Origin of the sequence: Novosphingobium sp. CECT 9465 (assembly GCF_920987055.1) — a bacterium.
Classification (GTDB): Bacteria; Pseudomonadota; Alphaproteobacteria; order Sphingomonadales; family Sphingomonadaceae; genus Novosphingobium.
The window spans coordinates 1-26,501 of sequence record NZ_CAKLBX010000004.1; the positions used below are offsets into that span (position 1 = coordinate 1).

Genomic DNA, 26,501 nt, shown 5'->3' on the forward strand with positions numbered 1-26,501 from the left:
ATTCGGGGTCAACGATCACGACAGTGCCAAGCTCGTCTCCGATCTGCTCGGCCAGGAGACGGTCGTGTTCGAGACCATGAGCCGCGCGATCGACAGCGACGAAACCGGCATATCGTTCGGCGCGCAGCATGTCGCTCGCCCGCTGCTCACCCCCGATGAAGTCCGCACGCTGCGCGAGGATTACCAGCTCCTGTTCCTCGCGGGGCAACGGCCGATCGTCGCCGCCAAGCTCAAATACTATGCCGATCGCGAGTTCGCGGGCCGCTTCGACAAGGCGTGAGGCCGTTTAAACGGTGCGTGGATCTCGCGCCGGAAAAATCGGGCGGCCCTGGGAAGCCCGTAGAGCGCCATAGGCGGTTCCGACGCCGAAAACCCTGACCTACGCCCGGAATGAGGCCGGGCGGGCCGGAAATCGCCCCCTGTGGGGACGTTTCCGCCTCCTCTACCCTCTCGATCAGAACGCCCACATATCCGCTTGGCTTTTCTGGAAAGCCATTTTCGGCGGCTGGGTTCAATGATGCGCTGGCGATAGGGGTGTGACGGTTACACCACACCCCAAATTAACAAAAGCGTGCCGGCGAAGCCGGCTCATTTTGGGGATGCCGGGTGGGAGGATCGCATAGCGATCCGGGGCGGCCGAAGGCCGCGAGCCGGCGGGGCGGAGCCCCAAGAGGCGGTGCTTTTCTTCCTTTCAACGTCGCATCAAGCGGGGCGGCCTAAAGTTATCCACAGCCTCGCCCTAGTGTTAATATATGGGTTTAGAGTCGTGTTACGGGATTTGGGCGGTTTTATAGTGCGTTGAAAATAATGTATTAATTGGCGTTTTTGTGACGCGCGGTGAATCCGCTCTGACGAAAAAGCGAATCCAGAGTGACGATAGGGTGAATCCACTCTGACGATAGGCCCGCCCCCTCCAAGCGTAATCGGAATGACGATAGCGCGGGGGTGAATCTGAAATGACGATAATCCGCTTGCGTATGTGAAATGACGATAGTAGCTGTGGCGTTAGTGAAATGACGATAGACTCCGCCCCTTCCCTGTTTGACGCGCCGATCGCCGCGCCGTCCATGGCCGTGGACGGCGACGATCGCACGCCGCTGCTGCCGGTGCGGCACCCTAACCAAGACCTGTTCATCTGCGATGTTCTCGACGCCATCCCCAAGGACGACATGGCCTCGATGGAGCATCCGGTTTTCTCGCTCTCGACCAAGCCCGACAACCGGATGCGGCGCTATGAGCATAACGGCAACGTTATCGAGATTATCCCCTCGGGCAAGGGGCTGGCGACGATCCACGACAAGGACATATTGATCTACTGTATTTCGCAGCTCGTCGCGAAGATGAATCAGGGCCAGCAACCTAGCCGCACGGTGCGCCTGCAAGCCTATGACATGCTCGTCGCCACCAACCGGCAAACCAGCGGCGAAGGCTATCGGCTGATGGCCGACGCCCTCACCCGCCTGCGCGGGACCACGGTGCGGACCAATATCCAGACGGGCGGTGTCGAGGAAACGCGGATTTTCGGGCTGATCGAAGAAGCCAGAATCACACGCAAGACGTTCGACGGCCGTATGCTCGATCTGGAAATCACCCTGTCGGATTGGGTTTATCGCTCGGTCATCAGCAAGAATGTTCTGACGCTTCACCGCGACTATTTCCGGCTCCGCAAGCCGTTCGAGCGGCGCATGTATGAGCTGGCCCGCAAGCATTGCGGCGTGAAGGACGAATGGAAGATCGGCCTGGAGCTGCTGCAAAAGAAATGCGGCTCGAACAGCCCGCTCCGGGTGTTCCGGGCCTTGGTCAAGAAGGTCTGCGAGCATGACGCGGACCACGGCCATTTCCCCGACTATGCGGTGACGATGAATGATGACGTGATCCTGTTCCGCAACCGCTCGGGCCTCAAGTCCAAGCCCGATCCGCTCGCCAACGCCGGCGACGATGCGCCCTATATCGACCCGGAAACCATGCACGACGCCAAGACGGCCGCGCCAGGCTATGACGTGTATGCGCTTTATGACGAATGGGTGTCGTGGTGGCACGACATGGGCAAGCCCGAGCTGAAAAGCCCCCGCGCCGCTTTCCTAGCCCGGCTTATTCATCGGGTTCGGTCAGAAGGGTTGGCGGGAGTGGTTTAAGCGATTGCTTTGATGTAGGAAAATGGGTGTCTAGGCCATTCCTGCAGCGAGGCAATTTATGCCACGGACCACACCCGCCGGGAGCGATGATAGCGCGCCGGGATTTTCGTTTCCAGCGATCGGGCGCAAGAAGATCACAGCCGCGTTCGACGGAGGTCGGCTCACCTCGGATGGCGGTGTTCTGCTGCTGGCACAGGCCGAGCGCGCGATGGGGCTTTGCCGGCGGCTTGCGGCTTGCATTGCCGATCCGCGCGATCCTGCGCGGGTGATCCATCGCCTTGATGACATACTGCGTGCCCGCGTGTTCGCGATCGCGTGCGGCTACGAGGACGCCGATGATCTCGACGCTCTGCGTGACGATCCGGGCTTCCGCCTGGCGCTGGGCAAGCTGCCGGGATCGGGCGCGGGGCTGGCCAGCCAACCAACGATGAGCCGGTGGGAAAATGCGCCGACCACACGCGAGTTGGCCAGGATGATGTCCGCGATGATCGACATCTACTGCGCCAGTTACGATTGCAAGCGCCTACAGATACAGGCGGTTGTAGAGGTGATGAACACTTCGACCGTACCTTTCGCGCTCGCGGTCGATGACGTCCCGATCATCCTGATGGACATGACGCTGATCCTGGAGGACGCCGGCTTTCGCTGTCATGAGGCGATGGACGGCGATACCGCGATCGTGCTGCTGGAGGAGCAGGCCGACAACACCATCCTGCTGTTCTCCGATGTCGAGATGCCGGGATCGATCAACGGCTTTGCGCTGGCGCGTCATGTCGCACAGCACTGGCCCTGGATCGAGATCGTGATCGCCAGCGGCAATATCCGTCCCAATCCGGGTGACATGCCCGAGAAGGCGACGTTCATCCCGAAGCCCTTCTCGGCTGCGATCGTCCACGAGCACCTCCGCAGGACGCTGCCTGACGGCAAGAAGCCCGCGCCGCTGAAGAATGCGGTGACGACGCCGGTTCAGCCGGGAGCCTGAGCCACCCCTGCCGAGGCGAGCAACTGCGCGTCGGTCGCGTCGCGGTTGTCGATCCACCATTTGGCGTCCGCGATGCCGAGCAGCGCCGCGCCGGTTTCGACGCTATCGAGAGGTTGATCCTTGCGCAGCAAGGCGATCCGTTTCGCGCGAATGGTCGTTGCCCAGCTGACCTGTCGTTCCGAGCCGTTGAGCGGCGCCAGCGACAGATGGGCAACGGCTTGTTGCGAGGCCGCGGCGTCGCGCTCGTTCTCTTCCTGGCGCTGCTTGCGGTAGCACGCGCCGCAGACCGTCGTGCGCAGCCAGGTGGCCTTGCGCTCCTGCTGCGACGCGAACCCGGCAATGAAATGGGTTTGCTCATGGCCGCAGGTGTGGGTGATGCGATGGTCCATGACGTTCAGCCTGTCATATGGGCCGGATTTGTTCCAGCGGGATTGAGTCGAGCCGTTCGGTTCCGGCGACCGATGCTCGCGGCATGAAGATGGCGATCACGACCCGAGTGGGCTGCTCATCACCAGCACGGTCGCGCGCGCGATCGGCGCCGGCGCTACGCCGGCTCTGAAGGGGGCGACCGCCCCCCACCGCAGCGACTTGGCGACGGGGCGATAGCTGACCGGATGGATGCCATCCCGGCTCGGTTGCGCCCGCAGCGGGATGACGGTGTCGCCGAAACGTGCCGCGATCGACGTGACAATGGATGACGCGCGCAGGTCGTAGGGGGCAAGCCAGGCCACCTTGACGGCGGTGGTTCGCCGCCTGAGCGCAAGAAGGTTGGTTGGGAGCGCCGGACTGGCGGCATCGTTCGACCCGAGTGCGATGAGGGCGACGGTGGCGGCCGAAGCGCCCCTCACCCGCCGCTCGATCTCGGCCGAACCGGCACCCACGCGCGCATGAACCTCGCAGCGTATGCCCTGTGCTGCCAATGCCTGCGCCGTGCCGACCGCGGTGCTGTCGCCCAGGATCAGGCAGAAGGGAATCATGGCCGACCAGCCTGATGGGCAAGCGGTTTTCGTGGAGTGGTCATGTCGCCGTAGGCAAGTAGCCCGAAGATGGCGACAGCACAGCCGGCGATGCCGAACGCTGCGCGTGCCAGCCCGATCAGCCGCGCCTTGCGACCCTTGCGAAGGTGGTTCCACCCTCGATCGAGCGAGGTACGCCAGGACAGCCAGCCATCGCCGATATCGCTCGCGCCGAACATCGCGATGGGGATCGCGACGGCCAGCATGATATGCCGGATGTCGGCGCGGGCGATCACGATGGCGAGAAAGGTCGCGACCAGAATGAACAGCGCGATGGCGTTGATGACGCTGTAGAGCGGGCGCAGCCGAAAGATCCGACGCGAGGGCGCAGCGAGGTAGCGCACGATCGGACGGCGGCAGGTGTCACAGACCAGCATGTGCTGCCCCAGCGGCCAGCGGCGCATCGCCTCATGGCAATACGGGCATTCGGGCCGGGGCAGGCTGATCATATTCATGCGACGTGGCCGACCCTGATCGCATCGGGAAGTGCAGCCCGGATCACGTCGGCGACGTCGGGCACGCAGATCCAGTTGGAGAATCTCGGGTTCCAGATCGCCTTGCCCTTGCACAACGCGGAAAGAACCTCCCTGCCGATCTCATCGTCGCGCGCGGCCCTGAATGCGATGCGGCCATCTGGCAGTGTCCGCTCGACGATCCCGGCGCATACCTCGATAGGTGCGCCCGCCTTGACGGGAACCGCCTTGGCAGGGGGCGATACCTCCAAAACGGTGCATTCAACCGCTACCGATGTGGAGGGACTTTGCGCCGGATGAACAGTGACAGGCTCTGCCTCGACGTACGGCGGCAATTCCGGCACAGACGCGGCCTGGACGATGGGCATGTTGATCGGCCCAGACGGGTCGCCGGTATGAGACGTATCGGCGGCGTCCGTGCTGTCAGGAACGATGCCGAGGCGGGTATAGATATCGCCCTCCTGGACATGGTCGGCGATGAGCTGGTCGGCGATCTCGACCATCTGCGCGGCGGTGACGCCGGTCGAAAACATTCGTCCCAGGGGCGATGACCCGCCGAACGGCACCCAGGCTTTGTAAAGGTTGTCGCATTTGTAGATCGGCTCGTCGCTGCCGATTTTGGAACGGTCGATCATCGCGGTGGGCGGAACGGACACGAATACGCCGACCTCCGCGAACGCCCTGTCATGCCCTTTTCGCTTCAGCCACGCCTGCAGCACCTTGCGTTGTCGTTTGGCCTGTTCGACCGGATTGGGGATGTTCTGCGGCTGACGTTGCGAGCGATACCAGACCATCCATTCGCCATGCTCGTTCTTCGAGATCCGGCCAGAGTAGTTCTTGGATTCGAAGATCGAGGCGGTGCGCGACGCCCGCGACAGCAGGATATGATCGAACTGCGCGAACCCGCCCTGCCCGTCCGGCAGGCGCAGATCGTGGATAAGCAGGTTGCGGTCGTTGTCAGGCCCGAATTGGTGATCGAGCATATAGGCGGTCTCGCGCTCGCCCCGCATCCCCTGGCGATGGTTCCGCACCGTCGATCGCACGCGCTCGGGGAGAGCCGCGAACTCGTCGGACGCCATCACTTCGTCGGCAAATGCGATCTCGGCCGCGCGGGTCGATTTCTTGCGGATCATCGTTTCGGCGTTCCCGGATTTGGCTGCGGCAGCGGTTGAACCGCCTGCGCCGGTAGCGGCGCGGAGGCGGGAGGCACCATTGCGGGCGGCTTGGCCGGCACCAGCCTCGCCTCGAGCCGTGGCCGTGCATCCTCGATCAGCTTGCGGAACGCATCGAGCGTCGCCAGCGTGGTGATCTTGCCGATGTCGGTCGAGGCGTAGCTTCCACCGAGCGCACCCACGCCAAGGCCGAGCAACAGCCCACCGCCCACGACGCCGATATCCTTCTTGCGCGCCGACCCGCTGGCGACCGCTTCCTGGATGCCGGTGTTCACGTCGACCAGCGTCATCAGCACCTGGCTTTCGAGTGTCTTCGACTTGAGCCCGACCGCCCCGCCGAACACACCGCCGACCCCGCCCCCGCTCTCACGCGACTTGGCGTCGGAATAGACCACCTTCACCTCGATCAGATAATCCGCCTTGGTGACAGGCCGGGTTGTGGCAGTCCCGCCATTGATCGCGCGTTCGCGTTCGAGCGCGCTGAACGCCTCGCCGCGATCGGCGACGCGGAAGCAATTGGATCGCGCGATCATCAGCTTGACCAGTGGCAGCGCGTCGACGCGCGCGGTCGAACCGCCGTTCTGCATCTCCGCCATGCGCATGAGCGCCTGCAGTTGCGGCGACAGGCCATCGGCCGGGTTGGCGGCCTTCTCCTCAACCAGCGCGGCAACGCCGAGCGGCACCTGGCATTGCGGCACGGCGGTCGTCTCGTCGACGCCGGTGCCGCCCTGCCCCAGCTTCTGGGCGTGGGCCATTGAAGGTGTGACGGCCGCGAGCGCGGCCGTCACGACGAGCATGCGGGTGCGATCAAGCACCGGCGCCCGCCTTCTTCGCATGCGCTGCGGGATCGCAGATCCCGGCACGCTCCTCGTCCGCCGCAACTTTCTTCGCGGCTTCGTCACAGTCCTTGCAGTCGGGACAGTCCGCGCAGTCCTTGCATTTGCCGTTGTGAAGCGCGTGCGCGCGATAGCGCGCCTTCTTCGCCTCGACCTCGCGCGCGGCATCGGTGCCGGCATGACTTCCGGCGAAGCTCGCCATCGCGAGCAGGACCGGCGCCGACGACTGCGCGCTGGCGGCCGACGGCAAGGCCACGGAGAGGGCGGCAAGCCCCAGCGCGGCGATCATCTTCAGTTTCATCGTGTGTACTCCTTCCCTGGCCGTTTTCAGAAGAAACCGTTGCGTCGGCCGTCGCGACGGTCATCGTGGCGGGCGCTGCTGTCGCCCAGCGCCGAGCGCCGGACCTCCAGCTCAACCCCGTCCCCCTTGCGGCGAATGCGGACATCCTGCGGGGCGATGTTGTTGCGCTTCGCCCAGCGGTCTGCGTCGGCATCCGAGCCGAACTCGCCCATTTCCTCGAAATCCCAGTTGCTCATGTCTCCTGTCCCGGTTGATCGCCGTGCCGGCGCGCGGGGGCCGGTCCTGGCGGTGCGATGCGAAATCCCCGCGCGTGGATGAAGGACAGTGTCACTGGATCGAGGCCGGTTTGGCGGCGATGCGCCGGACCACGAGATTGCTGTCGGCCCCCAGACGAAGATCGAGCGTGTGCCCGACCCGTCGCGTGAACAGCATCACGCCGGCAACCTCGTCGTGCAGCGTGCCCTTGCCGAAGAAGGTCCGAGAATCTGCCCATTCGCGGCCGTGGATGAAGCGGACGCGATATTGGCCGAGCGGGGCTGGCACGGTGACACGCTCGAAGGCGCGGACATAGACCGACAGCCGGTTCTTCGCCGTCGCCGGATCGAGCAGCTGGACGATGCTATTGTCTGCCGCACCCTGAATGGTCAGGTGGCTTCTGACGGTTCGCAGGTCGACGCTGGAGGAGACGGCGACCGTTCCCGATTCCGGAAAACCGGTGTTCGTCCCCACGATTGACGCGAACAGGCTGGAGGTTGCGCGCTTGATCTGGCCCTGCCCGGCCCAGGCCGCAAGGACCAGTGCGATGGCAACACCGACGCCCAGCGCCTGCCAGTAAGGGGCCGGCGTGAAGCGCGGGCGGGGCCGCCATCGACCGCGCTGATAATCGTGGCCCCTGTTCCTGGCTTCGAACCACGACCCTTTCGATCCGCCAGATATCCAGCTCGCGCTCCCCAGCGGCACCGATTTCCTGAACCCGAAGCGGTTCAGCTCGACCCGTGCCTTGCGATCGTTCCATTGCGTCGCACCGGGATCGAGCCCCTGCCGCTTGCGGTAGCGATCGCGCATATAGTCGCGATCATCGATGCCCATCGACCACCTCCATCGACTGCGAGGGGAGAGCCAGGGGAAACACGTCCATTCTGGACAGCATCGCGTGATCGCGCAGCGAGGCCTCGACGGCGACAACCTCGCTCGAAGTCAGTCCAGGTTCGCGTCGTACGAACAGGATGGTCGACGCCGATCCTGCCAGCCAGCGCGCGATGGAGATCCTGGGCATCAGCCGGTCGTGGTCGGCGAAAGCGTGGGTCGCTCGTCGCACGCCGGCCAGCACGGTCATTCCCCAACGCAGGGCGTGACCGTTTCCAGAATCGTGTCCCGCCGCCTCTGCGACGGCTTCCGGCGGGAGATCCCGTATCAGATCGCGGACGGCCGAAAGGGTCGCACCAGGTTCATCGCCGGCATGCTGGATCGCGCGGAGCAGCACATAGCGCGAAGCGCAGGTGTAGCCCGAGCAAACGTCAGGATCGTCGGGAAGGAACGCTTCGATCGCGGACGAGCGTGCATAGTCGCTCGGATGGTCTGCGAAGAAGTCCCAGTTGCCGCGCGCGGGGTCGATCAGCTGGTCGCGGACCTGGTCGGCGAGTTCGGCGATCGCGTCGCCATCGCCGAATACCGCGAGCCGGCCCCCGTCACCGGCGCGGACCGCTTCAAGCGCCGCTTCCGTCAGATCCGCGGTTTCGGCGATCGTGAGGGTCGCGTGCGTCGGCTCGGGTTGGCGCCGGAAGCGAAAAGGGAAACTACCGTCCACCGGGCGTACCTTGGGTTGCGGGCGGAACGAAAATTCCACCATCGGTGTGAAGCGACGCGCTGACGATTCCGCATCCGACCGCCCAGGCGAAGGTGAAAGCCGCCACCGCGGCCGCCAGGAGTCCCGCCTGACGCAACCGGCGCGTCAGCGGGACGATCATGCGTGGTGCGGTTGACCGTGGCTCCACGGGCTTCCTGCGGGCCTGATGGCCATACTCGGCCGTTCCCTCGATCGCGTCGCAGGGCGGCGTGTCGAGCCGCGAGGTCCGACCGATGCGGGGAGGCCCGTGCATATAGTCGCGGTCGGCGAGGCTCATCGTGCTGGCTCGGACCGGACCCGGAGGGCACGCAGCGCGCGGGTGAGCGGCAGGAGTAAGACGTAGGTCAGGCCGAAAATCGCGGCCATCGCAAGCGTTTCGCCGCCCCAGTCGAGCGCATCGTCGCGCCGCGCGAGCTGGCTGCATTGCGTGAGCGTATGAGTGTCGAGGTCGCAGGCGTGCCAGTGCTTGGTGGCGATCACCTGGTCCCAGGTCGGTGGTGATGTGGTCATGCTCATAGCTCCAGTCCGATGTCCTTTTCGGGGTAGGGAAGTTCAGGCCCTTTGGGCTCGACCGGGACGCTGAACCGGGAGAGGTCGAGCGAGGGATCGGTACGGATGTCGATCTTGCCGCCGGTCGAGGGGCGGGCTGTATCTGCGCTCGGCTCGCCTCCGACTTTCTCCGGTCCGCGATCGAGGTCGGGCGGCAGCGAAGGGTTGAACGTCTCGCCCGCGCCGGCTTTCGTGGCTGCGCCGGCAGCGCCGCGATCGGGGTCGATCGACAGCGCGCCGGTGGTCTCGAGCGCCGAGGTCTTGTTGCCCTCGTTGCGCTCGATCGCGGCGGTCAGCTTCTCGCGGTCGTCGGTGAACAGCTGGATGTCGTCGCGGACGCGCGTGACGGTGACGTTGAACAGCCGCTGGTTGGAGAGGTTCGATTCCCTGTGGCTCATCACCGCGATCGCGGTGTCGGTGGTGATGCCCTGCGCCGCGTGCATGTTGAGCGCGTAGGCGAGGCTGATCCGCTCCATCATCGGATCGCCCGCCTTCAGCTCGTGGAGGGTGCCGTCGCTCGCCTCCACCTTGATCCCCGACGGGTCGGCCGAGACGACGCGGGCGATATCGTTGTTGTTGAGGCCGCGGTCCTTGTCGTTCTGGGTCCAGCGGATCTTGTCGCCCTCATGCAGCTTGATCTGCTCGCGCTGGGCGAGCTGCATCGCGTCGGTCTTGTCGACCGGCGATATCTTCTGCGGATCGAAGGTCCGTACCCGGTTGCCGATCTGGACCTGAACGCGCCCCTTCGCGTCGACGCCGAGCACGTCATAGGTGCCGGGGCTGAGGCCGAGCTCGCGCATGGCATGGCGCAGGTCGATCACCTGGCCGGGCTTATAGGTATGCGCGTAGCGGAGTTCCTCGCGCGTGACGTTGACCTTGTCGAGGACCGGGGTGACGACGCCGTCCCCTTTCAACGTGCCCTCCGCGGCGAGGCCGTCCTGGATGCGCACGTTGAGCTCTGCGCGCGCGACGCGGCCCGACGAGAACATCGCGGTGGTCTCGCGCTGTTCGGGGGTTAGGCCCAGCCAGTGTTCGGCCGCGGCCTTCACATGCTCGGGGTTGGCGGTGACCTTGTCGCCGAGCATCGCCATCGCCTCGCGCACCTCGCCGCGGTTGGTCAGCGCGGCGACGGTGCGCAGCTGCTCGGTGCGCTGGCGCAGATTCTCGTCCATCCGCGCCAGCGTGATCCCGCCGGCCTGCGCGAGCGCGAACGCCTTGCCGGCGTCGACCGCGGTGATCTGCTGGCGATCGCCGATCATCAGGAAGCGATCGACGCCGAGCGCATTGGCGATGCCGACCAGGTGCTTCATCTGCTCCGAGCCGACCATCGAGGCTTCGTCGAGGATGAGCGTGGTGCCGGCGAGCGCGTCTCGCGCGCCGTCATAGCCCGCGCCCTTCCCAGCGAGCGCGTGGCGGGCATAGCTGTGGACGAACGAGGACACGGTGCGGCTCTCGATGCCGGCTTCGGCGCCGAGACGATCGGCGGTCGCCTTCATGAGCGCGAGACCGACCACCTTGCCGCCTTCCTGCTCGACATTGCGCGCGACGCTCGCCAGCATGGTCGACTTGCCGGCGCCCGAGACGCCCTGGACCGCGACGATGCGATCGGCGGAAGTGAGCGCCATCGTCGCGGCCGCCATCTGCCCTGCATTGAGTTCCTTGTCGCCCGATGCGGCGTTGATCCGCTCGATAACGGTGTCGGCGGAGACGATCACCCGCCCCTCCCCCTTGCCGCGCTCGATCTCTGCAAGGATGCCGCGCTCCGTCGCGAGCGCCTCGGGCGTCGTGACATGGGTGACGACGCTGTCGATCCGGTCATCCTTGCCCGGAATCAGCTTCTCGTTGCGGATGAGCTCGGAGACGCGCGCGTCGACATGCGCGGCGGTGACACCCTTCAGCCCGAGGTCGAGCGCGGTCCTGGTGATGTCCGGCACCGCGAACGCGGCTTCGCGTTGGGCATGGATGCGGATCGCGGAGGCGACGGCGTGCTGGGCGCGCAGATCCACCGGCGCGATGCGCAGCCGGTCGAGGCCGCTGGCGACGAGCGGATCGGCGGGTCGGAATAACTCGCCCAGGCTTTCGCGGAGATTGGCCAGGACGTCACCGAGGCGCTCCATCGGTCGTGGCTGGGCATCGAGGCCGCTGGCGCCAGCACGCTCGCGCGCGGCATCGACCAGTGCCTTGCCGTCGAATCCGAGCGCGGCCGCCCGGTCACGCCATTCCTGGCGCAGGGCATCGCGATCCTCGACGTTCAGCTTGGCGTCGCGGGTATTGTTGGTCACCTTGCGCAACGCCTCGGCGGAGGTGACACCGAGCTCGCCGGCTTTCGCCAGGATATCGGCGCGCCGCTGGCTGAAGGTGTCGATCACCTCCTTAGGCACGCCGGCGATCTCGAACTGGCCGTGCTTGCCGGTGACGCTTGTTTCGTAGCCGATCTTTGCCAGCTCGGCGCGAAACTGCGCGTGGTAGGCCGCGCCGATGGTCGTGTTGTTCTTCCACAGCTGCTGGTTGTGGAGCGCCTGCCATGCCCCGTTCGCCATCTTGGTCATGTTGGCGATCAGGACATGGATGTGGCCCTGTGGATCGAGCGCGCGACTCGTGTCGTGCTGGAACAGCGCATAGACGAGGTTGCCGGTTCGCACCGCATCCCCTGACCTGGACTGATCGTAGGTGCGGCCTTCGGCGAAGGTCTTCTCGACCCATCCCATCGTCGCCTTTACGGCGTTCATATGCGCGGTGAGGACACGGGTGTCGCCAGCGACATAGGCCATTACGCTGGCGGACTTCGGCATCGAGAAGGTCAGGTCGACACCGAGCCTGCGACCCTCGACCTGCCCGACCTTTTCGCCATCGGGCATCTCGCCGTTGAGGATCTTCTCGAAGTCTTCCTTGGTCACCTCGCCCTTGAGGCCAAGGTCGGCCGCGCCCACCCCGCCCCAGGCGGTCGCCTCGGACGAATGCTCGGCGGTGTAGTAATCGTCCTTGGCGAAATACTGCGCCGCGCCGGAGGCGGACTTGACGGAAGCGATCGACAGCATCGGCTACATCCCCATGTCCATGTCGTCATCGATCTCCGGCGAATGATCCGGGCCGTGATGACGATGGTGGTGATCGGGGTCGCGCTGCGTCGCAAACCCATCGCGCAATTCGCGGGTCGCCTGGTCCTCGTGGCGATCGGCATCACCGCGATCGGACCGGCTTTCCGGGGCATGGCGTGACGCCTCGCCGCGCGTCGGATCCACCCCGCTCTGCGGACCCGCACGGTTCTCGATCAGGGACATGCCCATGCCGCCGAGTTGGGCATCCAGACTGGATGAACCTCCCGTCACAGGCTTGGAAGGTTCGCCCCCGACCCTCGTTGCGGCATCCGACGCGCGGACGGCATCGACGCCGGTCGGGCTGCTGGCGACGCCCTTGCCGGTTATCTGATCGATCACCACCGGCAGCGACCCGGTGACCTCCATCGCCGCAGCCGCCTTTTCAGCCTCGCTACGCGGCTTCTCGGGCTGCGAGGCGGTCAGGTCCGGCTCTTGCCTTTCCTTCGCCTCCACGCCCCCCACAGGCCGTGTGGGGGTATGCTCGCGGCCACCCTCACCCCCCTCATCCGCGCCATTGTTCCGGGTGTTCTGACGACGCCGGTCTTCCGGCGAGACGTATTCGGTAGGCTTGAAGTTCTTGCGGGGCACCGCCCCCGGCGCGACCTCGGCATAGGAGCGGTATTTGAGTTCGATCCGCGCAGCGGGAAATCCATCGGGAAACTTCACGAAGCCGTGGAGCGACGGCAGGTTGTTGATGTCGTCGGGGATGACCAGCGGCTCGATCGCCGTGCGAGGCGTGAGGGTCGAGGCGTCGCGGGTGTTGTTGTAGCCGTAGCTGTAGGCCTCATCCATCTGGCGGACCTCGCGGCTGCCGATGAACTCGGAGCACTTTTCGGCTGTGGTTCGATCGGCGGTGGCGAGGATCAGCTTGGTGCGCGCAAGTCCGGTGAGCGCGGTCGCGTTCTGCAAGCCATAGGTCGCGACCAGCTTGTCGAACGAGTGGATCCCAAGGACGAACGCACCGCCGAAGTTGCGGGCCGACTGGAGGCCATGCTCGATACCAGGAAGCGCGTGAAGCGCATGGACTTCGTCAAACAGATACCAGGTCCGCAGGTCACGGGTCTTGGGCAGGCGCATGAGGTTGTTGACGGCCAGATCGATCCACAGCGTGAACAGACCGCGGGTCATCTCGAGGTCGTTGTACGAGCCGGTGATGAACATGATCGAGCCGTCGCGATTGTCGGTCGCGATCCAGTCGCGGATCGAGAAGGCGGGCGGGCCGCCCGGGACAGGGTCCGGCATGAAGCGTAGCGCCTGTCCGTTGACGTTCAGAACCGAGCGGATCGATTCCGCCATGCGGGCGGCTTTCTCGGTCGTCAGCGGGGCGGCGATGGTGTCATCGAGCTTGGCGTTGATCGACTTCAGATCGGCCTGCATCAGGTGGTGCGCGATCGCGGCGTTGTTCGCCTCACCCATCTCTTGAAGCTTCAGGCACATCTCGATGAAGAGCATCCGCGCGGCGTTCTGCCAGAACGGTTCCTTGTCGTCGGGATGCGAGGGAATGAGGGCCGATGCGGCCGAAACGAAGTCGGCATAGTTGCGGCATTCGTCGAACAGCGTCCACGGCGCGCAACGCTCGTCCATAGGGTTGAGAATGACGTCGGTTTCTGGGTTGTAGAACGTCTCCACGAACACGCCGGTCAGGTCAAAGATGACCGCGCGATGACCGCGCGCGCGAAGCTGCGAGACGTGGCTGCGCAGCTGGGTCGTCTTGCCGGTGCCGGTGGTGCCGATGAGCATGGTATGGCTCTGTTCGAGCCGCCACGGATAGGGGATGCCGGCGATCGTGTATGGAACGTGGATGCCCCGGTCGATCCGATCGAGGATCGGAGCCTTGGCGACGAGTTCGGGGACGTACGGCGGATCGTGTTCGGCGCACTCGGTGCGGAACTTGCGTCGGTTGTGGCCGCTGACAGTTTTGACGAGCACGTCACGCTCGACCAACAGGGCGCCGCGGTTGTGGCGTTCCTGGAGCATGTCGCTGCCGCGCTTGTTTGCCCACATGATGAACCACATGATGATCGGTGCTGCGATGAAGGCCGACATGACGAGTGTCGTCAGGAAGATCTTGACCGTCTTCGCCCAGGCATGAACGACATGGGGTTCGTAGGGGACGTAGCCGATCGGAACCTTGGTCACGATGCCGTTTGGCAAGGTCAGGTTGATGAGGTGGAATTTGTCCCCGCCGACCCACGTCCAGATGGCGGAATAGAGCTTCATCAGGTCGAGCTGGAATTCATGCTCGGCGAGGCCCAGCCAGACGAAGATATTGAACAGGACGATGAACGTCCCCAGCCATATCCAGATGGGCACCTGGAGGCCCGCCCAGGTCATCTTGTACTGACTGGCGAGAAGCTGCGAACCGCGGGTGAAATTGCCCGAGTTGCGGGTGATCCGCCCCCGCGCGGAATGGTGCTTTACGGTCGCCGCCTGACCGTTGAACCGGATGTCGCCGCTACGCATGGAACGTCGCCAGGCGCTCCTTCGCGGCTTCGCGAAGCTGGGGTACGACGTCGCCGTGATCGCGTGTGATAATCACGTCGATCGCCGCCTGCATGTACTCGAGAACGAGGACCGCACGGGTGATGTTGAAAGTATGCTCGGCCTCAGCGAAACGGATACCGAACATAAGCGCAGTGCGCGCGGCCTCAGACCGGGAGCACGACCGTTTCGCGGCTACACGATCAAGTGCCGCAATCTCTTCAGACGAAAGTCTGAAAGCTATCGTCGAGTTAGACATTCACCACCCACTTGAAAGTGGCTGGTGGGGTTTTCGGAGAGTGGAAAATACTACAGCCTGGTCCCGAGGTATAGAGTGAAAACGCATTCACCCTGCAAACAGGGATTTTCGCGCGTTCTCAAGCGCTTAGGGGAGAACCACCAAGGCGTTTGCAGGGGCAAACATGTTTGCCCCTGCAAACACCGGCAATTACAGACACTTAACCTGCGGCGTGCCGCGTTCGGTGTGCAAATCCTTAGGGACTGTCGCGGTGGTGGTGGCATCATGGCTGGATGTCCGATCATTGGACTGGGTTCCGGGAGAGTAAGCGCCGCAGGCAGGCGACCACCGGACTGGACCGAAGGGTATTGGGCGGAGCAATCCCGCCCGACGACGGACCTGGCCGAAGGTCAGTGTCCGTCGCCTCATGCTGGTCCGGTAAAGCCGGACCAGCGAGCGATTATGAGTGTCGCTATTGTGCCGGTGGAGCGGTGCTGGCATCGTGGGAAATGGAGGCCGATCCACGATCAGAAAAGGCAGGTCATATGGCACGGAGTATCGAGCAGGAACGGGCACAGCTTGAGGCGGACGAACAGCGGCTCAACGAACGCCGCAAGCAACTGGCCGATCGTGAGCGTTCGGAGCTGCTGAAGGAGGTGGAACGGTCGGGGTTGATGAAGGCCGATCCTGCCCAGTTCAGCGCGATCATTGGAGCGATCAAGAAACTCGGGATCGCCGAGACCGTGAAGCGCCTGACCGCGTAAGCGGGTCAGCGCGAAAGCGGGCTCAAGCCCATCATGCAAATAGAAGGGGAGCTGCCGTTAGGCGCTCCCCTTTTCAATGCTTGGGCCGAGTTGGCGAAGCTTCGGTCCATTCAGGCATAAGAATGGGGAGCATCGAGGCGAAGCCCGATGCTCCCCGACGCGATGGCGACTGGAGGGAGGCTATCCCCAGACCATGCGTATCCCTTCACTGGTGTCGGCCTGAGCAGCGAGGGTGTCGAAGCGTTCGAGGTAACGACCATCGAGGCGACCAAGGTCGCGGCGAACATAGGGCTGGCCGAGTGTTTCGCGTAGTTGCCCGATGGGCATGCTGCCGCAATTATCGTCCGAAAGTCGTAGCGCGTCGAGGACGTGGAAGGCGTTGCCGTTCGCGAGATTGATCTCCGCTGCGCCGTCCGGGGTGCTGGCGACGCGCATCGTGATCGTGCGGGTCGCGTCATCGTGCCAGAAGCGCACGTTGAGGCCACGGAACTGGGCTTCCTCGACCACGGCGATGACACCCACATCGTGATCGAAGATCGCGCAGATCGACGCGAGCGACCAGGGGCAGACGCGAGCTTCGAACGAGCACGACACGAGCGGGTCATCATCCTCGTCTTCGAGCAGCTGGCCACGTTCGCGGGCGAAGGCGCGGAACGCGGCAAGCTGGCGGGCGGTGATGACGGCGGGCGCGGCGTCGGCTTTGCGATCGACGCTGAGGAAGAAGGTGATCGACATGGTCTGTCTCCCATTGGAACCATCATCTCCGGTTCCCCTCCCCTTCCGATCCGTCAGGATCGGCATGGCCGATCACGGGGTCATGGGTCGGTCCGCAGGACCGGGTGCCCGAGCGATGCGTAGCTGGTGCTCGCAATGCGCAGGCATTGCGGCACCGCGAGCGAGCCGGGCTTCGGTCGGACTGCGCCGGTCGATGCGTAGCGAGCGCGACACGCGCAGGCGTGGCCGCGATGCGAGCGAGACGGGCGCGGTCGATAAGCGGGTGCGATCGGCACGAGCGAGGCGTAGCGAACCGGCGATCCGAAGGGATCGCCGTGAAGCGAGCGAGCCGTGCCGGTCAGCTCCTGCGCGATGGCATCGGCACGGTGCGATGCGCAGCGGCAGCGCAGGCGATGCGACGGCATCGCCGCGCCCGCCAGCGAGCCGTGCCGATGCGGCAAGCGACATGCCGGGTGAGACGCGCCGGTCGATGCGTAGCGAGCGCGACATGCGCAGGCGTGGCCGCGATGCGAGCGAGACGGCGTGGCCGATCAATGGGTGCGATCGGCACGGCGCGATGCGCAGCGGCAGTGCAGGCGATGCGACGGCATCGCCGCGCCCGCCAGCGAGCCGTGCTGATGCCGCAAGCGTGACGCCGGTTGAACCGCGCCGGTCGATGCGTAGCGAGCGTGACACGCGCAGGCGTGGCCGCGATGCGAGCGAGACGGCGCGGTCGATAAGCCAACGCGATCGGCACGGCGATGCGTAGCGAACCGGCGATCCGAAGGGATCGCCGTGAAGCAAGCGAGGCGTGCCGATTGGTGTTCAACGACGATCGCCAGTCGTATCGGCCGAGGCGTAGCGCGCTGGTCATCGCATTCAGCGATGACCGCAAAGCGAGCGAGGCGATGCGACGGGTGTCGGTATCGACCCCGGCACCGGCGAGGCGTAGCTGGCAGTGGCAATGCGACGGCATTGCCCTGCCGCGAGCGAGCCGTGCCGAGCGGGCAACGTGGCGTGATCGACCGATAGGTCAGTCCCACGCGGCGCGATGGGGCTCGATGCCCCGGAGCGCCGCCCAGGGCGACGTAAAAAAGGGGAAGGACTCCGGTTGCCCGGAGCCCTTCCGTGGGTGCGTCAGGCGCGGCGGCTGCGCTGGCTCGGCTGCACCGGTGCCTGTCCGTCCTTGCGGAAGACGTGGAGCGGTACGCCGGCGGTACGCAACTTGCGAGCGAAGTCGATCTGGACGCCCGATCCTTCGCAGACGATCGCTTCGACGGGACGCAGCGAGGCGATGCGGTCGTTGCGGAGGAACCCGCCCCGGTTGCCGTGGCGCTTGTCGAGGAACATGCGCACCAGCTTGACCTCGCGCGAGGCCGCCCACGACGCTGCGATGGCGTCGGCACCCTTGTTCATGGCGGTGGTCATCAGGACCATCGACGGGATGCGACGCTTGATCTGGTCGAGGCGTTCGAAGAGCTGCTCGTGGTCGTGCCATTCCATGCCGCCCGAGAAGGCGACAATCGGGCCGCTCGGGTTGTGCTCGTCCCGACGCTTTGCCGCGCGTGCCGCCAGATAGTCGGCACCGTCGATCATCGAGGCGGTCAGCTTGGACGACACCCTGCTGCCGCGGACGGTCGAGAAGGGCCGTCCGGTCTCGACGCGATACACGTTCCCGGCGTGGTCCCGCATGCAGCGCATCGCCTCGGCGCAATTCTCGAGGGTCTGGCAGAGCAGCTGGGTCTCTTCGAGCTCCACCGCGTAGATCTCCGAGGGGTCGTAGCTGCGCACCAGGTCGCCAAGTTTCTTGGCGGCGTCATCCTCACGGCCCTCGATGCGCTTGGCCACCATGTGGAAGCTGTTGACGAAGCCCCATGCGAGGTCGGCGGCGAACTCCTCCATGCGAGTGTCGCGGAACACGTCGAACATCGTCGCCAGCATCTGCTCGACGGCGTGTGCGGCCTGCTCCGGGTCGGGCATGTCCAGCTTCTCGGCTTCGCTGACGATGGAAAGCTTCGCCATCTCGCTCGCCTCGATGAACGCCCCCTGATAGGTCTCGGTGGTGTGCTCGTCGGCGCGGCGCTCGTTGATCGCGCGGCCCATGTCGTTGAAGTTGCTGTACTTGGTCATGATAGCCTCCATGAGTTGAAAATCTCACCTTCTCTCGGTGAGGAATCTCATCCGGCATGCGGCGGTCAGGGCGGTCAGGGACGTTAACCGGGAAGCCGCGGCCCGCAGGGTCGCGGACCCCGGTTAACGCTCGCGCGCGGGGGAGCCGATTTTCTCGTGCCCTGGAGGCGGAGCGAAGCGGAGACGGAAGGGTGCGTGAAAATTGGGGGGACCGCGCGTCCTTGACGGCCCGCCAACCCCGCATGCCAGACTTCCTCATCACAGAGAGAGAAAATATTATGTTGTGGTGGGCACGCCGGGTCGGACCGAGCACGGGCGGCGGTGATGCGCCGGCACGGCGCAGCGCCGCAAAGGCAGCGCCAGTGAGCCCGGGAGGGCGAGCCAGCTGCCGCCGCCCGCGCGCAGGACGCCCGGCGCCGGCATAGGGATCGTCACCCGCAGGGCGTGCGCCGTTGTGGCGCGGAGAAGAAAGGAGTGTTCGAATGAACTGAGCTTATTGGCATAGCTCATGCCTGACCGACTTACCGGTGCCGGTGATGAACCGGCTGAGATTCCGAAAGGGAAACGGGACCATAGCATGTCGGGGTATGGATCGAAGCCGGGCGCCGCAGCCCGGCGGTTGACCAGCAGGCAAGGTGCGCATGGTGAAGACTGGATTGTCTGAATCCCAGTTTCCAACGACCATCAGGTGGGTGACGGTGAACGCGGCTGACACACCGTCCCGAGCGGAGCGAGGAGCACGGCCCTGCGAATCGCTGCCAGTCCGCACGGCGTGGCCCCGGTAAGGGGATCAAGGAAACGAACGGGGCACCTAAACGCGCCGCGACTCCTCGCCCGCGCAACTGCGGGATCGCCTAAACAGGACGGCTTGTCCGGACCTGCATGGCGACGGAGCCGTCATAGTAGTCGAACGCCCGGCGTAATGGCCGGGACAGCCGCCGAGAGGCGGACGGAACAGTGGTATAAGCGGGAGCGATCCTCGTCGAAATCCGCTGCTTCCGGGTGAAGGACGGCAGTTCTGTGTAACTTGATGGATCAACGGAAAGGGACTGCTGATGCAGACCGCTACTATCCTGAGACGGATCGAGAAGCTTCCGGCCCTGTCGCGGGCGGGCAAGCGGATCAATGGTCTCCACCGCCTCATGCGGTCCCGCTGCTTGTATGAGCGGGCTTATGACAGGGTGTCCCGGAATCGGGGTGCCATGACGCCGGGAGTAGACGGCCAGACCTTCGACGGCATGACGCTGGCGAGGCTGGATCGTCTGGTCCAAAGCGTGACGGAAAGCCGTTACCGCCCTCGTCCGGTGCGGCGGGTCTATATCCCCAAGGGCAATGGTAAAATGCGCCCATTGGGCATCCCAACGGCGGATGATCGCATCGTTCAGGAGGCGGCGAGAATGATCCTCGCGGCAATCTATGAGCCTGTGTTCTCGCAACACAGTCATGGGTTCCGCGCGGGTCGCTCCTGCCACACGGCTCTCGAAGAGATCCGCAACACCTGGACGGGCGTGAAATGGCTGATCGAAGTGGATGTTCGCGGGTTCTTCGACAACATCGACCATGACATCCTGCTCGGCCTCTTGGCTCGCAGGATCGATGATCCTCTGTTCATCGATCTGATCGGGACAATGCTCAAGGCAGGGTGCGTGGACGACTGGAAGTTCGAGCGGACCTACAGCGGCACGCCACAGGGCGGGGTCATCTCGCCCCTGCTCGCCAACATCTATCTTCATGAACTCGATCTGTTCATGGAGGAGATGCGGGCGGGCTTCGACAAGGGCGTCAAACGGCGGGCCAACCCCGCTTATGTTGCTCACTCCCGCCAGATCGCCGTACTCCGCAAGGAGATCGATGCAATCCGCGCCGATGGTGCGGACAGGTCTGAGGTGCGCGTCCGGTTGGCGCGGATCGAAGCCGTCAAGCAGGATCGACATAAATTATCGTCCGTCGATCCTATGGACCCTGACTTCCGCCGCCTGCGCTATTGCCGCTACGCCGACGACTTCCTTGTCGGTGTGATCGGCAGCAAGGCGGATGCCGTCCGGATCATGGCCGATATACAGCGCTTCCTTGCTGATCGGCTTAATCTGGCGGTGTCACCGGAAAAGACCGGGGTTCGCGATGCGTCGAAGGGATCGCCGTTCCTCGGCTTCCATGTATGCGCCTTCACGTTGCGCTCTGCCGGAACAATGGCGGGGCGTCCGAAGGTCGGCGGTGGGACGCGACGCGTCCTTCGTCGGCCAACGCGGGGGAATATCAAGCTGTGGGTGCCACGGGAGCGGGTCTATGCGTTCTGCAGGCGCAAGAAGCTTGGCAACCTCGACATGAGGAACGGCCGGGTGCGTCCGCAACTCATGGAATCCAGTGTGGCGGAGATCATCGTCGCCTATAACTCGGAGTTCCGCGGCTTCGCGAGTTACTATGCGATCGCCGATGGCGTGAAAGCGTCGCTCGACAAGCTCGAACTGGTGGTTCTCAGGAGCCTCTTGGCGACTGTGGCCTGCCGGCGAGGCTCGACGAGACGGCAGGCCGAGGATTATCTGAAAATGGGGACGGATCATGGCGTGACAACCGTGGTCCGTGGCGCGTCGCGCGTCCATAAGGTATGGAAACTGAAGCATCTGGTCGTGAAGGCGTGGGACAATCCCATCGTCGATACCATCACGGTCGGCTCGCGCATCGCGCAGAGTCCGAACGATCTGGTCACCCGCCTCAATGCCGAGGAATGCGAAGCATGTGGCGGGACCGCTGGTCCGTTCGAGATGCATCATCCCCATCGCCTCAAAGACAAACGGCGTGACCAACTAACGCCGTGGGTGCGATCGGCGCGACGGCGCAGGACCATCGTCCTGTGTCGGAAATGCCATGTCGCTCATCATGGCGGCCGGATGCCGAGCGGAATGGAGAGCCGTGTGCATTGAAAGGTGCAAGCACGGTTCGGGGGGAGGCGCTGGGGCGTCCTCGAAAGAGGCGTCTCGCGTCTACCCTACGGAGACCCCGCCAGGGGGCTCCGTGAGGCCCGCCAGGGCCGAATAGAGCCCGGTCCCGCCCACAAGGCGGGACGCCCCGCCCTGCCCCTCTACGGCCGTCCCACAGCCAGCACAGCAGGATCAGCAGGATCAGTCCCATTCATACTCGCCACCGTCATCCCCGGCATCGTAATCCGGCATCTCCTGGATTCCCGGGTCGTCTGGATCGCGGTTGGCATCGGGGTCCTCGCCGTGCGGGTCGGTCTGGATATCCGGTTCGGTTGCGAACCGGATATCTTCACCGATCCGGTCAGCAATGTCCGGCTCGACCGCGCTGTCATCGTCTAGCCAGCAGGAACGCGGACACTGGAGCAGCTGGTGACCACGATGGACGAAGGGCTGGCCGTTCATCAGGATGGGTCGCTCGGCGAGACGCCGGCAGGGTTCATTGCGACGGTTGCGGAAGCCGCACGGCACCGCCAGCGGGGCGAGCGCGACGGCATTGCCGTCGTGGTCGCCGCCGGCGGGTGCCGGCTCGTCGACCCGAGCGACCGGGTCCGGTGCCGTAGGTATCGGCTCGGGCGCGAACGGGTCGCCGTCGAACATGTCGCGCTGGACGGTCATGGTGCCGGACCTTTCAGGTGAGCGCGCGCGGGCGCAAGGCCGCGGTGCGAAGCAACGTGGCCGAAGCGTCCGAGCTGGCGATGAAGAAGCATGCGCGAAGGGCGACGCCCGCAGGCGCCGCCCGGTTCGCTGGCCGGTCAGTAGAACTCGGCGCGATCGGCGATGATCTCGCAGCCGTAGCGGTCGTTGCCGTCGCTGTCCTGCCAGCGGGTGTAGTGCAGGCGTCCCTCGATGGCGATGAGGTCGCCCTTCTTGCGGTTGCCGGCGATCGCCTTGGCGAGGCCGTTGAAGCAGGTGACCTTGTGGTATTCGGTCTCCTTGACGGTGAAGCCGTCGTCGCCTTTGTAGGTGTGGCCGTCCTTGTTGAGCTTCGGGCGATCGGTCGCCACGAAGATGGTCGCGACGCTGGTGGCGCGATTGACTTCGCGCAGTTCGGGGGTGCGGGTCAGGCGGCCGACGAGGTTCACGTTGTTCATGGCATTGCCTCCTTGGGTTGGTCGGCGGTCCGTCCGCCGGTGTCACCTGAAGGGCGTCGCGGTTCGGGGCGTCGCACCGGAGGGCGAGCTGGGCCGGCGCGCAGGCGGCGGGCCTGGTCGACCGGAGGGGAACCCCTTTTGCAGGGGTGGTGCGGGCAGCCGCGCGAAGCGCGGCAACACGGCCCTGCCAAAGGGGTTGCGAGGCCCCGGGGCGCGGCGCAGGTGACACGAAACGGCGGATGGGCCGTCGATCAGCCCAAGGTTCCCGCAGGCATTGCCATGGACAAACCTCGTGAACCGCTCATGTCGGTCGCCTGACCCGTACCCCCGAACGACCCGGCGCGAAGGCAGGCGTGCCGCCAGCGTCGCTCGCTGACCGACGTGGTGCCGCTCCGAAGCTCGACAAGGACGGCCGCGCCCGGGCGACGACGCACCGGCAAGGAGACCGGATGCCGCAAGGTCGCCCGACGGCCGACCCTCGCCAGGGCGATCGCCGGCAACCGCATCGGACCTGGGCGTCCTCATCGCCATAGGGGGCAAACGCCTGCCGATACCCGCTGGCAGAACAGCGACGGCTTTACGCGCCGCCCGGCTGCGGGATCATCGCCGATCGTGATGATCTTTCCACTCGGCCAGCGAACCGGGCTGTGTCTGCGGGCGCCGCCCTTCGGGTTGGCGAGGATCGATCGCCTACTCGGTTCGCCGGGTGGGGGTGATCCGATGCTCGACGATCAGCGCCGCGACACGTTGTACGATGCGGCTCGGCACCTCGGCGATGATGGTGCTACCGTCGTTACCGGCGCGAACGTCGGGTCCGACCCATGCGAAATCGTTCACGTCGTCCCACACGATGCGTGATCGGTCATCGAGGCCGAAGGCCTCAATGAATCGCGGCGGCAGAGGGATGGATGCAGCCGGTGAATAATCGCGCGTCGTCAGTGGCACCATCAGGACACGGAGCCTTCCGGCTGAGCGATAGCTGCCAACCACCATGCAGGGGCGGAGTTTCGAGCCGTCCTCGTCGCCCCGGTTATGTTCATGCCGCCAGAGGTAGAAATACCAGATCAGGTCACCGGCTTGCGGTTCAATCGACGTACTGATCGTTCTGGACGGACCCGGCGCTGGGCGTCGCGGTCCTGATGGCGTGGATGGCTTCATCGCTCAACTCCTGCGGCGAGAGCGCGAGGTGATCGAGGCGGGACAAGCGTTCGAACTCGGAGGCGGGTAGCATGACCACGCGGGCAGCGCCGTTGCGCTCGATTGCGATCGGATGCGTCATCGCCTCGTCGTAATAGAAGCCGAACCGCTTCGACACGTCGGTCGATCTGGCCTTTTCGATTGTAGGGGTCATGGTTTCCCTCATCTTTCGTTACGCGGCCGGGGATCGATTAAGCCCTGCGTCCCTCCAGGATGGGACCCTCATCTGGTCCTGCCAATGTTGTAACGGCCATCTTTCTGTTACATGGGAATCCGTATCTTCCGTAAAACGGAAGACAATCCGTACACCACGGACCGCGCGGCTGCAACAGGCACTAACGGCAACAGGGACCGCTTCGGCGATGAAGCGATCCCCGTCGAGGTGGCGATACGGGCGACGCGTCAGCGCCGCCCGATGCCGGTCAGACCCTCTCGTCGACCGGCGCGGTGCTGGCACCCAGCCCGTCTCCGGTGTCATCGCCTGCGCCCGAGGTCGCCACGTCACGGCCATCGGCGGTGAAAGGCAGCGCGGGTTCGCCATCGTCCGCCTTGACCCCGAGCGCGGCACCGACGTCGCGGCGCTTCTGGGCGCGCTGCCACACGACGTTGTACGAGCCGTCGTCCTGGCGGAAGGCCGAGACCTGGAGCGGCGCGGCGAGCGACGGATCGTCGATGCGGCCGTTGAGGAACGCCTCGCCGGTGTTGTTGGAGGTGAGTTCAAAGAACGCGCCGACCTGCACCCACGTCCGGCCCGGGGTGAGCGCATGGATCTCGTAGCGCGGGGCGCGCGGATTGGACGACTGGACCGGCTTCAGCGCGATCGTCATCGCGACCGCGAGGGTGGAAATGCGGCCCATGAAGATGCCCGCGTCGTTCTGCTTGATCTGACCGATGTTCATGACGTGTCTCCTGATGTCGTGCTGGACCCCATGTCCTCGACACCGATCTTCAATCCTCCTCCCCTCCCCGGCCCTTCGGCCGGGCAGGGCGCGATGAGCGCCCCTCACCGACCGCGTTCTTCACGCGGACGGTGGTGCGTGCGGGACGCGGATCGGGCTAGGTCAGGAGGATGTGCCGATGGCGCTGTTAGCTATCGGTCTCAGGCTTTCCCGGGACGATGGAGAGCGCAGGCGGTTTGAAGCCACCCAACCGGAAGTGCTCACCGATCGCGGCGAGGTCACCTAGAGCATTGTATTCCTGAAGCGTCAGCACGACGCTTTCGTTGTCGTCGGCCGAGAATATCGCGCGCGGACCATGACCTGGCCAGACCCGAACCTCGGGCGAGAACGACCCGGGCGAGCCTCCCGACCACGTCCTGAACGGAAGGTCGTTGGTGCAGCAGAAGTCCTCGATATCCTCGATATTGCCGTTCTGGACCTCGTGAGCATGGAGGCGCAGGGGTTCGCCGGATGTAACGGATTCAAGCGGTTCTCCCCCCCATTCGGTCGAGAGGCCGTAGAAATCGGCGAGTTTGTACAGTTCGGGCAGTCGATCGGCGGGAAGTTTCCCCCCGATCGTAATGGAGACGGAGACGCGGTCGGCCATGTCGGGACCTCGTGATGAAGTGGACGTGCCGGTCCCGCGAGCGGTGTCATCACCATTCGCCCGGCTATCCATTCATCACCCCCTTCCCTTGAGCGTGGCCCAGGTTCGAACTGCGATATCCTGTGCTTATACGGCGATAAAGCGAAGGAATAGCTAAATTATCGATCCGATACGGTGTTGAATCGGGACTGGAGCCCATGAAGCAAAAAAAGGGCGACGCCGTGTGCCGGCGTTGCCCCGAGTTTCGGCGTGCGGGAGCGAAAGGGGGCGCGCCCGTGCGCCATGCGGTGCCGTGAGGGAGTGCACGGCACCGGGGGTGGATCAGGCGTCCTCGGCGACGCGCTGGCGGCGACCGCGGCCCTTGCCGACCGGCTCCTCGACCGGGGCGGTGGTTTCGCCCAGGCCGTTGTCGGTGGTGCCCGCATCGTGATCGGGGCCGTTGCCGACCGGGCCGCCATCGGCGCCGAACGGCGGCGACAGATCGTCATCCGCCTTGACGCCGAGCGCGGCACCGACATCGCGGCGCTTCTGGGCGCGCTGCCACACGACGTTGTACGAGCCGTCGTCCTGGCGGAAGGCCGAGACCTGCAGCGGCGCGGCGAGCGACGGATCGTCGATGCGGCCGTTCAGGAACGCCTCGCCGGTGTTGTTCGAGGTGAGTTCGAAGAACGCCCCGACCTGCACCCACGTCCGGCCCGGGGTGAGCGCGTGGATCTCGTAGCGCGGCGCGCGCGGGTTGGACGACTGGACCGGCTTGAGCGCGATCGTCATCGCGACGGCGAGGGTGGAAATGCGGCCCATGAAAATGCCCGCGTCGTTCTGCTTGATCTGACCGATGTTCATGACGTGTCTCCTGTGATGTCGTGCTGGACCCCATGTCCTCGACACCGATCTTCAATCCTCCTCCCCTCCCCGGCCCTTCGGCCGGGCAGGGCGCGATGAGCGCCCCTCACCG

At 65.0% G+C, this 26,501-nt stretch carries 29 protein-coding genes and 1 pseudogene; 6 read left to right on the plus strand and 24 right to left on the minus strand.

The window, feature by feature from the left end:
• The 4 genes and pseudogenes from LUA85_RS20660 to LUA85_RS20675 all read left to right on the plus strand — a co-directional run.
• On the plus strand, positions 1-280 hold a 280-nt coding region (locus LUA85_RS20660), incomplete at its 5' end, for a type IV secretory system conjugative DNA transfer family protein (RefSeq protein ID WP_231472232.1).
• Between the two features lie 733 nt (positions 281-1,013).
• Positions 1,014-2,135 (plus strand): replication initiator protein A, encoded by a 1,122-nt coding sequence (locus tag LUA85_RS20665; RefSeq protein WP_231472233.1) that lies wholly within the window; start codon positions 1,014-1,016, stop codon positions 2,133-2,135.
• Between the two features lie 58 nt (positions 2,136-2,193).
• A pseudogene (locus LUA85_RS20670) lies at positions 2,194-2,646 on the plus strand (transposase); the annotation flags it as partial.
• A gap of 39 nt (positions 2,647-2,685) precedes the next feature.
• Positions 2,686-3,117: a response regulator gene (locus tag LUA85_RS20675; protein WP_010409159.1), complete on the plus strand. Its 432-nt coding sequence runs from the start codon at positions 2,686-2,688 to the stop codon at positions 3,115-3,117.
• Here LUA85_RS20675 and LUA85_RS20680 read toward each other — a convergent pair.
• The 14 genes from LUA85_RS20680 to LUA85_RS20745 all read right to left on the minus strand — a co-directional run bounded on the left by LUA85_RS20680 (position 3,102) and on the right by LUA85_RS20745 (position 15,037).
• A complete protein-coding gene (locus tag LUA85_RS20680) occupies positions 3,102-3,506 on the minus strand; it encodes a hypothetical protein (RefSeq protein WP_010409157.1) in 405 nt (134 codons plus the stop codon). The two genes, LUA85_RS20675 and LUA85_RS20680, sit on opposite strands and share 16 nt — an antisense overlap.
• Before the next feature lie 96 nt (positions 3,507-3,602).
• Entirely contained in the window at positions 3,603-4,094 is a 492-nt protein-coding gene (locus tag LUA85_RS20685; RefSeq protein WP_010409155.1) for a hypothetical protein, read from the minus strand.
• Entirely contained in the window at positions 4,091-4,588 is a 498-nt protein-coding gene (locus tag LUA85_RS20690) for a hypothetical protein (protein ID WP_010409153.1), read from the minus strand. Before LUA85_RS20690 ends, LUA85_RS20685 begins: the two co-directional genes overlap by 4 nt.
• The gene (locus LUA85_RS20695) at positions 4,585-5,739 is read right to left on the minus strand and encodes a nuclease-related domain-containing protein (RefSeq protein ID WP_010409151.1); all 1,155 of its coding nucleotides are present in this window, start codon (positions 5,737-5,739) and stop codon (positions 4,585-4,587) included. The genes LUA85_RS20690 and LUA85_RS20695 overlap by 4 nt, the downstream gene beginning before the upstream one ends.
• Positions 5,736-6,593: a CsgG/HfaB family protein gene (locus LUA85_RS20700; RefSeq protein WP_010409149.1), complete on the minus strand. Its 858-nt coding sequence runs from the start codon at positions 6,591-6,593 to the stop codon at positions 5,736-5,738. The genes LUA85_RS20695 and LUA85_RS20700 overlap by 4 nt, the downstream gene beginning before the upstream one ends.
• Positions 6,586-6,915 (minus strand): hypothetical protein, encoded by a 330-nt coding sequence (locus LUA85_RS20705; RefSeq protein ID WP_010409148.1) that lies wholly within the window; start codon positions 6,913-6,915, stop codon positions 6,586-6,588. The genes LUA85_RS20700 and LUA85_RS20705 overlap by 8 nt, the downstream gene beginning before the upstream one ends.
• Before the next feature lie 26 nt (positions 6,916-6,941).
• The gene (locus LUA85_RS20710; protein ID WP_010409146.1) at positions 6,942-7,151 is read right to left on the minus strand and encodes a hypothetical protein; all 210 of its coding nucleotides are present in this window, start codon (positions 7,149-7,151) and stop codon (positions 6,942-6,944) included.
• Between the two features lie 91 nt (positions 7,152-7,242).
• Positions 7,243-8,004, minus strand: a complete 762-nt coding sequence (locus LUA85_RS20715) for a hypothetical protein (RefSeq protein ID WP_010409145.1) — start codon at positions 8,002-8,004, stop codon at positions 7,243-7,245.
• Complete coding sequence (locus LUA85_RS20720) at positions 7,991-8,722, minus strand: hypothetical protein (protein WP_010409143.1); 732 nt, start codon at positions 8,720-8,722, stop codon at positions 7,991-7,993. Before LUA85_RS20720 ends, LUA85_RS20715 begins: the two co-directional genes overlap by 14 nt.
• Positions 8,712-9,014: a hypothetical protein gene (locus tag LUA85_RS20725; protein ID WP_231472234.1), complete on the minus strand. Its 303-nt coding sequence runs from the start codon at positions 9,012-9,014 to the stop codon at positions 8,712-8,714. Before LUA85_RS20725 ends, LUA85_RS20720 begins: the two co-directional genes overlap by 11 nt.
• 20 nt (positions 9,015-9,034) lie before the next feature.
• Positions 9,035-9,277, minus strand: coding sequence for a hypothetical protein (locus tag LUA85_RS20730; protein ID WP_010409139.1), 243 nt, complete (start codon positions 9,275-9,277; stop codon positions 9,035-9,037).
• Positions 9,274-12,348, minus strand: a complete 3,075-nt coding sequence (gene mobF, locus LUA85_RS20735; RefSeq protein ID WP_231472235.1) for a MobF family relaxase — start codon at positions 12,346-12,348, stop codon at positions 9,274-9,276. The genes LUA85_RS20730 and mobF overlap by 4 nt, the downstream gene beginning before the upstream one ends.
• 3 nt (positions 12,349-12,351) lie before the next feature.
• Positions 12,352-14,871 (minus strand): type IV secretion system DNA-binding domain-containing protein, encoded by a 2,520-nt coding sequence (locus LUA85_RS20740; RefSeq protein ID WP_033967470.1) that lies wholly within the window; start codon positions 14,869-14,871, stop codon positions 12,352-12,354.
• On the minus strand, positions 14,864-15,037 hold the full coding sequence (locus LUA85_RS20745; RefSeq protein WP_154651477.1) for a hypothetical protein: 174 nt from the start codon (positions 15,035-15,037) through the stop codon (positions 14,864-14,866). The genes LUA85_RS20740 and LUA85_RS20745 overlap by 8 nt, the downstream gene beginning before the upstream one ends.
• A 635-nt stretch (positions 15,038-15,672) precedes the next feature.
• Between LUA85_RS20745 and LUA85_RS20750 the strand changes: the two genes are divergently transcribed.
• The gene (locus LUA85_RS20750) at positions 15,673-15,891 is read left to right on the plus strand and encodes a hypothetical protein (protein ID WP_010409132.1); all 219 of its coding nucleotides are present in this window, start codon (positions 15,673-15,675) and stop codon (positions 15,889-15,891) included.
• A 180-nt stretch (positions 15,892-16,071) separates the two neighbouring features.
• Here the strand turns inward: LUA85_RS20750 and LUA85_RS20755 are convergent, their stop codons facing one another.
• The 3 genes from LUA85_RS20755 to LUA85_RS20765 all read right to left on the minus strand — a co-directional run bounded on the left by LUA85_RS20755 (position 16,072) and on the right by LUA85_RS20765 (position 18,735).
• A complete protein-coding gene (locus LUA85_RS20755) occupies positions 16,072-16,626 on the minus strand; it encodes a hypothetical protein (protein ID WP_010409130.1) in 555 nt (184 codons plus the stop codon).
• Positions 16,627-16,698: 72 nt separating this feature from the next.
• A complete protein-coding gene (locus LUA85_RS20760; RefSeq protein WP_231472236.1) occupies positions 16,699-17,409 on the minus strand; it encodes a hypothetical protein in 711 nt (236 codons plus the stop codon).
• Between the two features lie 333 nt (positions 17,410-17,742).
• Complete coding sequence (locus tag LUA85_RS20765) at positions 17,743-18,735, minus strand: SLOG family protein (RefSeq protein WP_037494485.1); 993 nt, start codon at positions 18,733-18,735, stop codon at positions 17,743-17,745.
• Positions 18,736-19,937: 1,202 nt separating this feature from the next.
• Here LUA85_RS20765 and LUA85_RS20770 point away from each other — a divergent pair.
• The gene (locus LUA85_RS20770) at positions 19,938-21,656 is read left to right on the plus strand and encodes a reverse transcriptase/maturase family protein (RefSeq protein ID WP_231471946.1); all 1,719 of its coding nucleotides are present in this window, start codon (positions 19,938-19,940) and stop codon (positions 21,654-21,656) included.
• Positions 21,657-21,854: 198 nt separating this feature from the next.
• On the opposite strand, the gene LUA85_RS20775 is transcribed toward LUA85_RS20770, so the two are convergent.
• The 7 genes from LUA85_RS20775 to LUA85_RS20805 all read right to left on the minus strand — a co-directional run bounded on the left by LUA85_RS20775 (position 21,855) and on the right by LUA85_RS20805 (position 26,389).
• Positions 21,855-22,328, minus strand: coding sequence for a hypothetical protein (locus LUA85_RS20775; RefSeq protein WP_231472237.1), 474 nt, complete (start codon positions 22,326-22,328; stop codon positions 21,855-21,857).
• Positions 22,329-22,465: 137 nt separating this feature from the next.
• The gene (locus LUA85_RS20780; RefSeq protein WP_010409121.1) at positions 22,466-22,804 is read right to left on the minus strand and encodes a single-stranded DNA-binding protein; all 339 of its coding nucleotides are present in this window, start codon (positions 22,802-22,804) and stop codon (positions 22,466-22,468) included.
• A gap of 690 nt (positions 22,805-23,494) precedes the next feature.
• Positions 23,495-23,752 carry a hypothetical protein gene (locus tag LUA85_RS20785; RefSeq protein ID WP_062126514.1) on the minus strand — a complete coding sequence of 86 codons (258 nt, stop codon included), beginning with the start codon at positions 23,750-23,752 and terminating at the stop codon, positions 23,495-23,497.
• Between the two features lie 136 nt (positions 23,753-23,888).
• The gene (locus LUA85_RS20790; RefSeq protein ID WP_010409116.1) at positions 23,889-24,155 is read right to left on the minus strand and encodes a type II toxin-antitoxin system Phd/YefM family antitoxin; all 267 of its coding nucleotides are present in this window, start codon (positions 24,153-24,155) and stop codon (positions 23,889-23,891) included.
• Between the two features lie 268 nt (positions 24,156-24,423).
• Positions 24,424-24,900 (minus strand): DUF736 domain-containing protein, encoded by a 477-nt coding sequence (locus tag LUA85_RS20795; protein WP_024310589.1) that lies wholly within the window; start codon positions 24,898-24,900, stop codon positions 24,424-24,426.
• Positions 24,901-25,087: 187 nt separating this feature from the next.
• Complete coding sequence (locus LUA85_RS20800; protein ID WP_052192542.1) at positions 25,088-25,546, minus strand: hypothetical protein; 459 nt, start codon at positions 25,544-25,546, stop codon at positions 25,088-25,090.
• A 321-nt stretch (positions 25,547-25,867) separates the two neighbouring features.
• Entirely contained in the window at positions 25,868-26,389 is a 522-nt protein-coding gene (locus LUA85_RS20805; RefSeq protein WP_033967161.1) for a DUF736 domain-containing protein, read from the minus strand.
• Positions 26,390-26,501 lie beyond the last annotated feature (112 nt).

Bases quoted from the DNA above. Each gene is read 5' to 3' on its own strand.
- LUA85_RS20665 (WP_231472233.1), top strand. From the start codon at position 1,014: ATGACGATAGACTCCGCCCCTTCCCTGTTTGACGCGCCGATCGCCGCG.
- LUA85_RS20675 (WP_010409159.1), top strand. From the start codon at position 2,686: ATGAACACTTCGACCGTACCTTTCGCGCTCGCGGTCGATGACGTCCCG.
- LUA85_RS20680 (WP_010409157.1), bottom strand. From the start codon at position 3,506: ATGGACCATCGCATCACCCACACCTGCGGCCATGAGCAAACCCATTTC.
- LUA85_RS20685 (WP_010409155.1), bottom strand. From the start codon at position 4,094: ATGATTCCCTTCTGCCTGATCCTGGGCGACAGCACCGCGGTCGGCACG.
- LUA85_RS20690 (WP_010409153.1), bottom strand. From the start codon at position 4,588: ATGAATATGATCAGCCTGCCCCGGCCCGAATGCCCGTATTGCCATGAG.
- LUA85_RS20695 (WP_010409151.1), bottom strand. From the start codon at position 5,739: ATGATCCGCAAGAAATCGACCCGCGCGGCCGAGATCGCATTTGCCGAC.
- LUA85_RS20705 (WP_010409148.1), bottom strand. From the start codon at position 6,915: ATGAAACTGAAGATGATCGCCGCGCTGGGGCTTGCCGCCCTCTCCGTG.
- LUA85_RS20710 (WP_010409146.1), bottom strand. From the start codon at position 7,151: ATGAGCAACTGGGATTTCGAGGAAATGGGCGAGTTCGGCTCGGATGCC.
- LUA85_RS20715 (WP_010409145.1), bottom strand. From the start codon at position 8,004: ATGGGCATCGATGATCGCGACTATATGCGCGATCGCTACCGCAAGCGG.
- LUA85_RS20725 (WP_231472234.1), bottom strand. From the start codon at position 9,014: ATGCACGGGCCTCCCCGCATCGGTCGGACCTCGCGGCTCGACACGCCG.
- LUA85_RS20730 (WP_010409139.1), bottom strand. From the start codon at position 9,277: ATGAGCATGACCACATCACCACCGACCTGGGACCAGGTGATCGCCACC.
- mobF (WP_231472235.1), bottom strand. From the start codon at position 12,348: ATGCTGTCGATCGCTTCCGTCAAGTCCGCCTCCGGCGCGGCGCAGTAT.
- LUA85_RS20740 (WP_033967470.1), bottom strand. From the start codon at position 14,871: ATGCGTAGCGGCGACATCCGGTTCAACGGTCAGGCGGCGACCGTAAAG.
- LUA85_RS20745 (WP_154651477.1), bottom strand. From the start codon at position 15,037: ATGTTCGGTATCCGTTTCGCTGAGGCCGAGCATACTTTCAACATCACC.
- LUA85_RS20750 (WP_010409132.1), top strand. From the start codon at position 15,673: ATGGCACGGAGTATCGAGCAGGAACGGGCACAGCTTGAGGCGGACGAA.
- LUA85_RS20755 (WP_010409130.1), bottom strand. From the start codon at position 16,626: ATGTCGATCACCTTCTTCCTCAGCGTCGATCGCAAAGCCGACGCCGCG.
- LUA85_RS20765 (WP_037494485.1), bottom strand. From the start codon at position 18,735: ATGACCAAGTACAGCAACTTCAACGACATGGGCCGCGCGATCAACGAG.
- LUA85_RS20770 (WP_231471946.1), top strand. From the start codon at position 19,938: ATGACGCCGGGAGTAGACGGCCAGACCTTCGACGGCATGACGCTGGCG.
- LUA85_RS20775 (WP_231472237.1), bottom strand. From the start codon at position 22,328: ATGACCGTCCAGCGCGACATGTTCGACGGCGACCCGTTCGCGCCCGAG.
- LUA85_RS20780 (WP_010409121.1), bottom strand. From the start codon at position 22,804: ATGAACAACGTGAACCTCGTCGGCCGCCTGACCCGCACCCCCGAACTG.
- LUA85_RS20785 (WP_062126514.1), bottom strand. From the start codon at position 23,752: ATGGTGCCACTGACGACGCGCGATTATTCACCGGCTGCATCCATCCCT.
- LUA85_RS20790 (WP_010409116.1), bottom strand. From the start codon at position 24,155: ATGACCCCTACAATCGAAAAGGCCAGATCGACCGACGTGTCGAAGCGG.
- LUA85_RS20795 (WP_024310589.1), bottom strand. From the start codon at position 24,900: ATGAACATCGGTCAGATCAAGCAGAACGACGCGGGCATCTTCATGGGC.
- LUA85_RS20800 (WP_052192542.1), bottom strand. From the start codon at position 25,546: ATGGCCGACCGCGTCTCCGTCTCCATTACGATCGGGGGGAAACTTCCC.
- LUA85_RS20805 (WP_033967161.1), bottom strand. From the start codon at position 26,389: ATGAACATCGGTCAGATCAAGCAGAACGACGCGGGCATTTTCATGGGC.